The 11,661-nt window shown below is 67.7% G+C and carries 11 protein-coding genes; 1 reads left to right on the top strand and 10 read right to left on the bottom strand.

Annotation, left to right across the window (positions count from 1 at the left end; all coding sequences use genetic code 11):
* Nucleotide 1 precedes the first annotated feature (1 nt).
* Complete coding sequence (locus RX333_RS03630; protein WP_316013608.1) at nt 2–1,909, top strand: beta-galactosidase; 1,908 nt, start codon at nt 2–4, stop codon at nt 1,907–1,909.
* On the opposite strand, the gene RX333_RS03625 is transcribed toward RX333_RS03630, so the two are convergent.
* The 10 genes from RX333_RS03625 to ttcA form a co-directional block, all read right to left on the bottom strand.
* Nucleotides 1,910–3,661, bottom strand: coding sequence for a monovalent cation:proton antiporter-2 (CPA2) family protein (locus RX333_RS03625; protein WP_316013555.1), 1,752 nt, complete (start codon nt 3,659–3,661; stop codon nt 1,910–1,912). It abuts the gene before it with no gap.
* 56 nt (nt 3,662–3,717) lie between these two features.
* The gene (locus RX333_RS03620; RefSeq protein WP_316013554.1) at nt 3,718–3,939 is read right to left on the bottom strand and encodes a hypothetical protein; all 222 of its coding nucleotides are present in this window, start codon (nt 3,937–3,939) and stop codon (nt 3,718–3,720) included.
* Nucleotides 3,940–4,021: 82 nt separating this feature from the next.
* The gene (locus RX333_RS03615; RefSeq protein WP_316013553.1) at nt 4,022–4,531 is read right to left on the bottom strand and encodes a SixA phosphatase family protein; all 510 of its coding nucleotides are present in this window, start codon (nt 4,529–4,531) and stop codon (nt 4,022–4,024) included.
* 31 nt (nt 4,532–4,562) lie between these two features.
* Nucleotides 4,563–5,186, bottom strand: coding sequence for a ferredoxin (locus RX333_RS03610; protein ID WP_316013552.1), 624 nt, complete (start codon nt 5,184–5,186; stop codon nt 4,563–4,565).
* A complete protein-coding gene (gene argB / locus RX333_RS03605) occupies nt 5,183–6,085 on the bottom strand; it encodes an acetylglutamate kinase (protein WP_316013551.1) in 903 nt (300 codons plus the stop codon). The genes RX333_RS03610 and argB overlap by 4 nt, the downstream gene beginning before the upstream one ends.
* A 26-nt stretch (nt 6,086–6,111) precedes the next feature.
* Complete coding sequence (yihA, locus tag RX333_RS03600) at nt 6,112–6,762, bottom strand: ribosome biogenesis GTP-binding protein YihA/YsxC (RefSeq protein ID WP_316013550.1); 651 nt, start codon at nt 6,760–6,762, stop codon at nt 6,112–6,114.
* A gap of 60 nt (nt 6,763–6,822) precedes the next feature.
* On the bottom strand, nt 6,823–7,464 hold the full coding sequence (locus RX333_RS03595) for a CatB-related O-acetyltransferase (protein WP_316013549.1): 642 nt from the start codon (nt 7,462–7,464) through the stop codon (nt 6,823–6,825).
* On the bottom strand, nt 7,461–8,192 hold the full coding sequence (locus tag RX333_RS03590; RefSeq protein ID WP_316013548.1) for an MOSC domain-containing protein: 732 nt from the start codon (nt 8,190–8,192) through the stop codon (nt 7,461–7,463). Before RX333_RS03590 ends, RX333_RS03595 begins: the two co-directional genes overlap by 4 nt.
* Nucleotides 8,192–9,991, bottom strand: coding sequence for a membrane protein insertase YidC (gene yidC, locus RX333_RS03585; protein WP_316013547.1), 1,800 nt, complete (start codon nt 9,989–9,991; stop codon nt 8,192–8,194). Before yidC ends, RX333_RS03590 begins: the two co-directional genes overlap by 1 nt.
* A gap of 68 nt (nt 9,992–10,059) precedes the next feature.
* Nucleotides 10,060–10,905: a tRNA 2-thiocytidine(32) synthetase TtcA gene (ttcA, locus tag RX333_RS03580; protein WP_316013607.1), complete on the bottom strand. Its 846-nt coding sequence runs from the start codon at nt 10,903–10,905 to the stop codon at nt 10,060–10,062.
* Between the last annotated feature and the right edge of the window lie 756 nt (nt 10,906–11,661).

The raw sequence follows: 11,661 nt of genomic DNA, 5'->3' as shown, positions 1-11,661 counted from the left end.
CGTGAAACCGGAACTGGGCGTCTGCTACTACCCCGAGCACTGGCCCGAGGCGCAATGGCCCGAGGATGCCGCGCGCATGGTCGAGACGGGGCTTGCCTGGGTTCGCATCGGCGAATTCGCCTGGTCGCGGCTGGAGCGCGAGGAGGGCGCGTTCGACTGGGACTGGCTCGACCGGGCGGTCGAGGTGCTGGGCACCGCTGGGCTGAAGGTGGTGATGGGGACCCCGACCGCCACGCCGCCGCGCTGGGTCTGCGAGAAGCATCCGGGCATGTTCGCGCTCGACGAGAAGGGGCAAGTGCGCGGCTTCGGCTCGCGCCGGCACTACTGTTTCAGCCATGACGGCTACCGCGAGGAAGCGGCGCGCATCGCCCGGTTGATGGGTGAGCGCTACGGGCGCAACCCCCGTGTCGCGGCCTGGCAGATCGACAACGAGTATGGCTGCCATGACACGGTGATCAGCTATTCGGACGCGGCCTGCGGAGCATTCCGCGCGTGGCTGGAGGCGAAATATGGCGATATCGACACGCTGAACCGCGCCTGGGGCAACGTGTTCTGGTCGATGGAGTACCGGCATTTCGGGGAGGTGTTCCTGCCGAACCTCACCGTGACCGAACCGAACCCGAGCCATGTGGTCGATTTCATGCGCTTTTCCTCCGATCAGGTGGTGCGGTTCAACCGCGCGCAGGTCGAGGTGCTGCGCGATCTGACGGATGCGCCGCTGATCCACAACTACATGGGCCGGACGGTGGAGTTCGATCACTACGCGGTCGGGGCCGATCTCGATATCGCGAGTTGGGACAGCTACCCGATGGGGTTCCTGGAGGATCGCTCGGACCGCGACGACGACTTCAAGCGCCGTTTCGCCCGGTCGGGCGACGTGGATTTCCAGGCGTTCCACCACGACCTCTATCGCGCGGTGGGGCGCGGGCGCTGGTGGGTGATGGAGCAGCAGCCGGGGCCGGTGAACTGGGCACCGCACAACCCGGACCCCGCGCCGGGGATGGCGCGCCTTTGGGCGTGGGAGGCGTTCGCGCATGGTGCGGAGGCCGTGTGCTATTTCCGCTGGCGGCAGGCCCCCATGGCGCAGGAGCAGTACCACGCGGGGCTTCTGCGACCCGACAGCGAGGCAGCCCCCGCGCTGGGCGAGGCCGCCCAAGTCACGGCGGAGGCGGCGGGGATGGAGATCGAGGCGTCTCAGGCCCCGGTCGCGCTGATCTTCGACTACGAGAGCTGCTGGGCCTGGGCCGCGCAGCCGCAGGGGGCGGAGTTCGACCAGTTCCGGCTGAGCTACGATTTCTACCGCGGGCTGCGGCGGCTCGGCCTCAGCGTCGATATCCTGCCGCCCGATGCGCCGCTCGACGGCTACGCGATGGTCTTGGTGCCGGGGCTGATGCATTGGGGAGCGCTCGCGGCCAGTCTGACGACTTTCGAGGGCGTCGTGGTCGCGGGGCCGCGCACGGGCTGCAAGACGCCGGATATGCAGATCCCCGTCCCCATGGGGCCGAACCTGCCCGGCGTGCCTGGCACCGTCGCGCGGGTCGAGAGCCTGCGCTCCGACATGCCGATCCGCCTACCCGAGGGCGGCGGCTTCCAGTTCTGGCGCGAGGTGCTGGAGGGCGAGGCGCTGGAGGTCGCGGAGGACGGCGTGCCTGCCCGCATCGGCACCGTGCGGCGGCAGTATCTGGGCGGCTGGCCGGACGAGTCGGCGATGCACCGGATCCTGGGCGAGGCTGCGACGGAGGCGGGGCTGGAGGTGCTGGACCTGCCCGCGGGTTTGCGCATCCGCGACGCGGGGCAATGGCGCTTCGCCATCAACTATGCGGACCGCGACTGGAAGCTCGCCAAGCACATCCCCGGCGCGCCCAAGGGGCGCATCGCGCCACATGACGTCAGCTGGTGGCTGCGCTGATCATTCCTCATCGAGCGCGTACTTTTCGCGCAGCATCTCCAGCGCCTTGAGCGAGCCGTATTCGGTTTCGAGTTGCAGGCGCTCCTCGTCGCGGCGGCGGAACTCGGCGACCAGTTCGTCGCAGATCTCGCCGTCGCCGAGCGCTTCGAGCCCCGCGCGGCCCAGGGCCAGCGCGCTTTCGAAGGTCTCACGGATCACGTAGTCGGCCCCGGCGGAGCGCATCAGGTTTTCCGAGAAGCGATCGTAAGTGTCGGCATAGATCAGGAGGTTGGGGAACCGCTCCTTGAGCTTCTCCACCGTGCCGACCGCCCCGTCGCGATCGTTGATGCACAGGAACAGCAGGTCCGCCTCGCCCGCGCCCGCGGTGTCGAGGATGTCGAGGCGGGTCGCGTCGCCGAAATAGATGCGGGTGCCGAAGGTCTCGGCTATGCGGATGCGGCGGGGCGAGTTGTCGATGATCGTCACGTCGATGCCGCGCATCCGCATCAGGCGCGCCACGATCTGCCCGACACGGCCGAAGCCTGCGACGATCACGCGGGTCTGATCGGCGGCCTCGGGGCCCTCCATCCCGTCCGTGTCCTCGTCCTCCTCGCGCGTGGTCAGACGCTCGGCCAAGGCGACGGCGGCAGGCGTCACGACCATCGACAGCGTGACGATGGCCGACAGAATCGCGGGCACGGTGCCTGCCATGATCCCGGCGGAGGTAGCGAGCGAGACCATGACGAAGGCGAATTCCCCGCCCTGGCCGATGGTCGCGGCGATGCGCAGGCTGTCGGGATGCGGGCTGCGGAACAGCCGCGTGAGGGCGTAGAGGATCGCGGCCTTCAGCGCGAAGAGCCCGACCGCGCCGCCGATCACCACCCACCAGAACCGGGCGATCAGCGACCAATCCAGCGTCATCCCGAAGCCCATGAAGAACAGGCCCAGCAGCAGGCCCCGGAACGGCTCGATATCCGTCTCCAGCTGGTGGCGGAACTCGCTTTCGGCCAACAGCACGCCCGCGATGAACGCGCCCATCGCCATCGACAGCCCCGCCACATCCATCAGGAGGGCCGAGCCTGCCACCACCAGCAGGGCGGCGGCGACGAAGATCTCGTTCGAGCCGGTGGCCGCGATCATCCGGAAGAAGGGCCGCATCGCGTAGCGGATGACGACATAGAGCGCAACGACCGCGCCGAGCGCGATGCCGCCCTGCACCCACATGTTGCCCTCCATCGTCGCGGCAGGCCCGAGGATGGTGACGAGGGTGAAGAGCGGCACGATCGCGAGGTCTTGCGCCAGCAGGATCGAGAAGGCCCGGTCGCCATAGGGCAGGGTCAGGTCGCCCTTCTCCCGCAGGATCTGCACACCGAAGGCTGTGGAACTGAGCGCCAGCGCCCCGCCCGCGACGATCGCGGCCTCGGTCGTCAGCCCCGACATCAGGGCAATCAGTCCGATGGCGATGCCGCTCAACACGATCTGGAGGGTGCCGAGCCCGAATATGTCCGCCCGGAGCCGCCACAGCCGAGACGGCCTGAGTTCCAACCCGATGACGAACAACAGCAGCACCACGCCGAACTCGGCGAAATGCAGCACCCCCTCCACATCGTAGAACAAGCCAAGCCCGTAAGGGCCGATCAGCGCGCCCGCGGCGAGGTAGCCGAGAACCGACCCCAGCTTGAGATACTTGAATATCGGGACCGCGATGGCGGCGGAGCCGAGGAACACCGCGGCGGATACGAGAAAGGGATCGGCTGCAGCCTCGGTCGCCATGCGTGTTCTCCGGTCAAGACCGGATAGACATTACGGCGCAGCGTCAGGGTAAGCAATCAGCGGGCCCGCACGAGCCCCAGTGCGTTGGCGACATGATCGGGCACATCGGACAGCGGAATGCCCGCGGCGCGGATGCTCTCGACGATCTCGTCGCGGGTCATGCCGGCCAGCACGAGGGTGGACCGGCCGGTCGCCGCCGCGATCTCGCGCAGGATGGAGAGATTGCGGCCGGTCGCGAACACCTCAATCGCCGCCAATACACGCTCAACGAAACTCATTCGATTCCCCTCCACGTCCCTGTCATCAATGTGTGACGCAATGGATCAAGCTGCAAGGGGGCCGCCGGGTTCCCGCGACAATTCAGACCAGGTCCTTGGGCACCGCGAATTGCCGGAAGTCGCAGGACTTCCAGTCGAGATCCGCCCAATCGGCGATATCGGCCTGCAGCAGCGACACCGCCGCGGTCGGGTAGCTGGAAAAGGCGCGCGCGCAGCTCGTCCCGATCTTGCCGTCCGACAGCTTGCGCACCAGCGCGCTGACACCGGGCTGATGCCCGACGATCGCCACCGTCTCGGCGCCCTTCGTCTCACGCAGGACATCGCGCAGGGCCGCGGGGTCGCCCATGTAGATCGCGTCATGCACCTTCGCCTTGCCCGCGCCGAGCACGGGGCGCATCCGCTCCCACGTTTCCTGCGTGCGGCGCGAGGGCGAGACCCAGACCGCATCGGGCACCACGTCCCATTCGAGGATCTGCGCCGCCATCAGGGGCGCGCTCAGCCGCCCGCGCTGGTTGAGCGGACGCTCGATATCCGGCTGGTCGGGGTCGGACCAGGAGGATTTGGCATGGCGGATGACGAGGATTCGCTTCATGGGGAAATTGCGCTCCACTTGGCTGTCACAATCAAGGCTCTTCGCCCGTGAACGCCCGCATATGGTGCCGGGCCTGCGCCGGGGGCAAGGCGAAATCGCGCCCCACGGGGCATGCCTTGCGCACCAGGCAACCGGTCCGGCAGGCAAGCCCCTGATCGCTCATCACATGCGCCTTGCATGACGCTGCGTCATAACCGTCCGACGTCAGCGCATCGACCGGGCAGGCCGTGCGGCACGGGGCCGGGCAGGGGGCGCAGGGACGCGCGGGCTCGGGCAGGGCGGGCAGCGGTTCCGGCAGGCGCAACGCGCCGCGGAACGACACCCACAGACCCATCCGCGCGTGAACCAGCAACGTTACCGGAGAGGGCCAGGCCTGCCCGCTCTCTGCCGCCCAGGCGATGAACGGATGCCAGGGCGGGCCGCCGAAGGGCAGCATCGGCTCGGCCCCGAACCGATCCGCCAATGCGCCGATCACGCGGGCCGACCAACGGTCCACCCGGTCGGGCAGGCCGTCGTGCGCCTCGGGCTGCGTGTCGAGATGCGCCCAGAATCGCCGCGTGTCGGGGGCGAGCAACGCCACGCGCCCGCCCTCGGCCAGTCCTGCCAGCAGCAGGGCGTGCTCTCCGAGCGCCGCCTCCAGCTCCGCGCGGGTCACGGGATGATGAGCGTGCCGGCACCGTGCTCGGTGAACAGCTCCAGCAGGCAGGCATGGGGCGCGCGCCCGTCAAGGATGACCACCGCGCCCACGCCTTTGGCGATGGCATCGAGCGCCGTCTCGGTCTTGGGAATCATGCCGCCCGCGATCACGCCGCTCTCGGTCAGGTCGCGCACATGCGCGGGCGTCAGCTGCGTGATGACGTCGCCATCCGCGTCCTTCACACCCGCCACGTCGGTCAGCAGCAGCAGCCGGTCCGCCTTCATCGCGCCCGCGATGGCCCCGGCGGCGGTGTCGCCGTTGATGTTGAAGGTCTCGCCGTGCCGCCCCGCGCCGATGGGCGCGACCACGGGGATGAAGTCGCTGTCGATGAAGGTGCGCAGGACCTCCGGGTGTACCTCCACCGGCTCGCCAACATAGCCAAGATCGAGCACCCGCTCGATATTGCTTTCGGGATCCTTCTTCGTCTTCTTGGCCTTCTCGCAGACGATCAGCTTCGCGTCCTTGCCCGACAGGCCGACCGCGCGGCCGCCCTGATCGTTGATGGCCTGCACGATCTGCTTGTTGATCTTGCCCGCCAGCACCATCTCGACCACCTCGACGGTGGCCTTGTCGGTCACGCGCTTGCCGTCGACGAAGTCGGACTTGATGGCCAGCCGCTCCAGCATCTGGTTGATCTGCGGGCCGCCGCCATGGACGATCACCGGGTGCACGTTGCACTGCTTCATCAGGACGATGTCGCGGGCGAACTGCTCCATCGCCGCGTCGTCGGACATGGCGTGCCCGCCGAACTTCACCACCACCGTGGCCCCGTCATAGCGTTGCAGGTAGGGAAGCGCCTCGCTGAGCGTGCGCGCGGTGGCGAGCCAGTCGCGTTTCATTGCGGCGGATTTCTCCATGTCTCTCGTCCTCTGAGGCGGTCGGGTCAGACCAGTCCTGCCACGATGGCGCGCAGGGTTTCCACCCCGTCGCCCTTCTCGGAGGAGGTCAGCACGATCTCGGGGTAGGCGGTCGGATGCTTCGCCAGAACCGCGCGGGTACGCTCCAGCGAGGCGTCGAGCTCCGACTTGCGCGGCTTGTCGATCTTGGTCAGCACGGTCTGGAAGGGGACAGCGGCGCGGTCGAGCAGCGACATGATTTCCTCGTCCACTGCCTTTGCCCCGTGGCGGCTGTCGATCAGCAGGAAGACCCGGCGCAGGGTCTGGCGACCTGCCAGATAGGCCTTCAGCAGCTCCTGCCACTTGGCGACCACCGCGACCGGCGCCTTGGCGAATCCGTAGCCGGGCAGGTCCACCATGTAATGCGTGTCCGCGATGGTGAAGAAATTGATCTCCTGCGTGCGGCCGGGTGTGTTGGAGGTCCGTGCCAGCGCCTTGCGTCCCGTCAGCGCGTTGATCAGGCTCGATTTTCCGACATTCGACCGCCCCGCCATGCAGAACTCGATCCGGTCGGCGGGCGGCAGGCCGTCCATCGCGACCACGCCCTTGAGGAAGTCGGTCTCACCGTTGAACAGCGCGCGCCCGGCCGCGAGGCCTGCGTCGTCGGGCCGTTCCGCCGTTCCGAATTGAAGCTCCACGCGCCCGCCCTTTCACTTCCGTCAAATATCCCCGCCGGAGGCTCCGACAGGGGCCACGAGCTACTCCGCCGCGATCAGCCGTGCAAGGTCGGCCCCGCGGATGGCGTCGAGATTGCGCGAAATCTTCTCCACCGGCCAGTCCCACCACGCGATGTCGAGCAGCCGCTCCACCGTCTCGTCGTCGAAGCGGCGGCGCAGCTCGCGCGCGGGGTTGCCGCCGACCACCGCATAGGGGCGCACGTCCCTCGTCACCACGGAATGCGCCGCGACGATCGCGCCCGCGCCAATGGTGACACCGGGCATCAGCTTCGCCTCGGTCCCGATCCAGACATCGGGGCCGATCACGGTGTCGCCCTTGTGCTCCGCATCCCAGGTCGCGGGGTCGAAGCCCTCTTCCCAGCCGCCGCCGAAGATGTTGAACGGGTAGGTGGAAAAGCCGCCCATCGCATGGGTGCCGCCATTCATGTGGATCTGCACGCCATAGGCCAGCGCGCAGAACCGGCCGATCACCAGCCGGTCGCCGATGAAGTCGTAATGCTGCAGCACGTTGCGGTCGAAGAAGTCACCGGTCTCGTGCCGATCGTCGTAGTAGGCGTATTCGCCGATCTCGACATTCGCGCGCTCGCCCGCCAGCGGGCGCAGGAAGGTCGCGCCGCGATAGCTCGGCATCGGGTGCAGCGTGTCGGGGTCCGGTCCGGTCATGCCAGAGCCGCCTCGTCGCCCTCGGCCACCTCGCCGCCCTCGATGCAGACGGCGTAGACGCCGAAGTCGCGGTGGCCCCAGCCGTCGAAGAGGTGACGCAGCACGTCCGTGTCCTCGCGCCCCGTCACCGGGTCGGAATGGGTCGCGCGGCAGCGTGTGTTGCGCTCGCGCACCTCCAGCACCGCCCCGCCGATGCGGATGCGACGGCCGATCCAGTCCCACTCGGCCCAGGGCTCCAGCCCCTCCAGCCAGATGTTGCCGCGGAACCGCCGCCGGTCGAGCGGGTGGCCGACCTTCGCCTCCAGCTCGGCGCGCGAGGCGTCCGACAGAATGGAGATCGACGGGAAGTCGGCATCGGTCATGCCCTGCTCGGTCGCCGCGATCAGTCTGGTCGGCGCGGGCCGGTTGGCGGGATAGAGGGGCGCGATCCAGTCGACGAGCCGCGCGCCCTCCTCGGGCAGGCGGACGGTCAGCTCGGGCCGCTCGGGATGCGAGAAGGTCGTGCGCGCGCCCTCCGTCCGCGCGCCCACGGCCATCAGCGTCCCCGCCTTCGCGCCGCGCACGAAGTTGCGGCAGGGCATCCACGACCCGTCGGCCTCCACGCCCTCCTGCGCGATGGCGAAGGCGCGGTCGCCCGGCAGGCACCGACCCGGCACCAGCGCCGTCCGGGTCAGCCGCTCCGCCCCGACACCCTTGACCGGATGCCGCCAGAGGGCGGAGACGCGCATCACTTCGCCTCGGCCTTGTTCTTCTTCAGGATGTTGCCGAGCAGGTCGACCTTCACCCCCTGGCTGCGCATGATCGCGTATTGCTGCAGGAAGGTGATGGTGTTGTTGGCCACCCAGTAGATCACCAGACCGGCGGCGAAGCCGCCCAGCATGAACATGAAGACGAAAGGCAGCCAGGCGAAGATCATCGCCTGCGTTTTGTCGGCGGGGGCCGGGTTCAGCTTCTGCTGCAGCCACATGGTGATGCCCATCAGGATCGGCCAGACGCCGATCGACAGGATCGCGACGAAGCTCGCCGGATCCGGCGCGCCCCAGGGCAGCAGCCCGAACAGGTTCATCCACGAGGTCGGATCGGGGGCGGAGAGATCCTGCACCCAGCCGAAGAAGGGCGCCTGGCGCATCTCGATCGCGACGAACAGCACCTTGTAGAGCGAGAAGAAGATCGGGATCTGCAACAGGATCGGCAGACAGCCCGCGGCGGGGTTCACCTTCTCCTTCTTGTAGAGCGCCATCATCTCCTGCTGGAGCTTCATGCGGTCGTCGCCGGCCTTCTCCTTGATCTTCTCCATCTCGGGCTGAAGCTTCTTCATCTTCGACATCGAGACGTAGGACTTGTAGGCCAGCGGGAACAGCAGAGCCTTGATGAACAGGGTCAGCGCGATGATCGACCAGCCGTAATTGCCGATCACGGAATAGAACGCGCCCAGCAACCAGTGGATCGGCTTGGTCAGGAAGTAGAACCAGCCCCAGTCGATCGAGTCGACAAAGTTCGACACGCCCGCCTCCTCGTAGCGGGTCAGGACCTCACGCTCCTTCGCGCCGGCGAAGACCTGCGTGGTGCTTTCGACCGTGGCGCCCGCGGGCACGTCGCGCACCGGCAGGCGCACCTGCGTCTGGTAGCTGTCGGCCCGCTCGTTGTAGCGCGCGACGGTAGAGAACGGCCCCTCCTGCGGGATCAGGGCGGTCATCCAGTACTTGTCGGTGAAGCCGATCCAGCCGCTCTCCGCCGCCTCGACGATCTCCACGTTCGCGCCTTCGCGCTGGGAGAAGTCGAAATCGGGCAGCTCGTCATAGTCGATCTCGGCGATCTGGCCGTCGATGGCGCGCACGATACCCTCGTGAAGGATGTAGAAGCCCACCGTCTCGGGCTCCCCGATCCGGGCGACGACGCCGTAGGGATACATGCGCAGGCTGTCCTCGGTCGTGTTCTCGACCGACTGGGTCACGGTGAACATGTAGTCGTCGTCGACCGCGAAGCGCTTGCGGAAGGTCAGGCCCTCGCCATTGTCCCAGACCAGCGTGACGGGGCTGTCGGGGGTCAGGGTCTCACCGCTTTCGACCTGCCACTCGGTGGCGGAGCCGGGGACGAGATCGGGGGCGAGCCCGCCGCCCGGCGCCCAGCCATGCTGCACGTAGTAGGAGCGCGGGCCCCCGCGCGGGTTCAGGAGCGTGACGGTGTCGCTGTCCTCGTCCAGCGTCTCGCGATATTCGATCAGGTGCAGGTCGTCGATGCGCCCGCCGGTCAGCGAGAGCGAGCCGGAGAGGTGGCCGCTCTCGATCTGGATGCGGGGGCTGTCCGCGACCACCTCGTCCCGGCTCTCGGCGGGCACGGCGGCCGCGTCGCCACCGGTCACGCCGGGCGCGCCGTCGGTCAGGTCGCCGAGCTCCTGCTGCTGCTCCTGAAGCTGCGCCTGGTCCAGCGGTGTCTGCTCCTCGGGCGGGAACAGCACGCTCCAGCCGAGAAGGACGATCAGGCTGAGCGCCATCGCGAGGATCAAATTCTTGTTGTCGTCTTGCATAGACCTACGGCCCCTGAACGCGCATTTCGTGAAGTCCCTGCGGGTTCAACAGGCCAAGGGGCGCGAGGTCAAGGGGATTCCGGGTCGCCCCCCGCCGCGGGCATCAGCGCCGCGAAATCGAACAGTCGCGGATCGGCGAGGTGGCTCGCGTTGGCGTTGGTCAGCGCCTTGAAGATCACCTGTCGCCGACCGGGGCTGCGCGCCTCCCATCCGTCGAGGATCGCCTTGATTTGCTGGCGTTGCAGGCCGTCCTGGCTGCCGCAGAGGTCGCAGGGGATGATGGGATAGTCGAGGGCCGCCGCGAATTTCGCGCAATCGGCCTCGGCCACGTAGGAGAGCGGTCGCACCAGCGTCAAATCGCCCTCGTCGTTCAGGAGCTTGGGCGGCATGGTCGCGAGCTTTCCGCCGTGGAAGAGGTTCATGAAGAACGTCTCCAGCAGGTCGTCGCGGTGGTGGCCGAGCACGATGGTGGAGCAGCCCTCCTCCCGCGCGATGCGGTAGAGATTGGCGCGGCGCAGGCGGGAGCACATGGCGCACATCGTGCCGCCGGGGCGGGTCTTGTCCATGACGATGGAATAGGTGTCCGCATACTCGATCCGGTGCGCAACCCCCCGTTCCTCAAGGAATTTCGGCAGGACCGTCGCGGGGAATCCCGGCTGCCCCTGGTCGAGATTGCAGGCCAGAAGGTCCACCGGCAGAAGGCCGCGCCATTGCAGTTCGTGCAGGATGGCGAGCAGCGTGTAGCTGTCCTTGCCGCCCGACAGGCAGACCAGCCAGCGGGTGTCGGGGATGACCATGCCGTAGGTGTCGATCGCCTCGCGCACCTGGCGGACGAGCCGTTTCCTCAGCTTGCGGAACTCGGTCGTCGCGGGCGCCCCGGCGAAGAGCGGATGGATGTCGTCATGGTCGAGCATGGCCATCCGTTAACGCGGAAGCGGGCAGCCGCCAAGCGGGAATCATGCGGTCTGCCCTGTGTATGGAAAGCGTATGGCACGCGTATGGCGACTGAATGGCTCGGGTATACCGAACATTAAGGTTAACGCCCCCGGTGGGACGTGGCGATGACCGCGGTTGACGGGTGAGATCGGGGCCGCCCGGACGGCGTGAAAATCGGACGGCGTAGCGACCGAACGGTGTGGCAACAGATCGTTGAGGTTAATGCCCCGAGCGGTTCGTGGCAGCGTTCGGCTGGCGAAGGCGGTGCGGCCTGTCGGCGGATCTGGAGGCGGTGCGGCCTGTCTGCGGATGTGGAGGCGGTGCGGCTAGTTTGCGGAGCCGAAGGAAGCGTGACCTATCGTCGGATTGGGAGGCGGCGCGGCTCGTCTGCGGAGTCGAAGGCGGAAATGATCTGTCGACTGATCCTGATGCGGTGCGGCCTGTCGGCGGAGCCGGAGGCGGTGCGGCTAGTTTGCGGAGCCGAAGGGGGCGTGACCATTCTTTGCCCGTATCGGTCAGCGTCCTGGCGGGCCAGTGCGCCGCAGGCTTCGTCCGGCCGACGGAGTCGGCGGCGGCCATTCGGTATGGCTTCTGAAGCAATTTATTAAAATTGGCGGTTGTGAACGTAGATGTGACTCTCCGATCCGGGCGGCGCTATTGGAGGCCTTGGCCGTCGGATCGAGGCGTGATCGGAGGCGCGGTGCATCCGCGCTTGGCGCGCTGGATGGTTCGGA

The sequence above is a fragment of the Roseobacter sp. HKCCA0434 genome (genome assembly GCF_032464675.1).
Classification (GTDB): Bacteria; Pseudomonadota; Alphaproteobacteria; order Rhodobacterales; family Rhodobacteraceae; genus Pontivivens.
The sequence above is the reverse complement of the archived record's forward strand: the minus strand, read 5'-3'. Positions and strand labels throughout refer to the sequence as shown.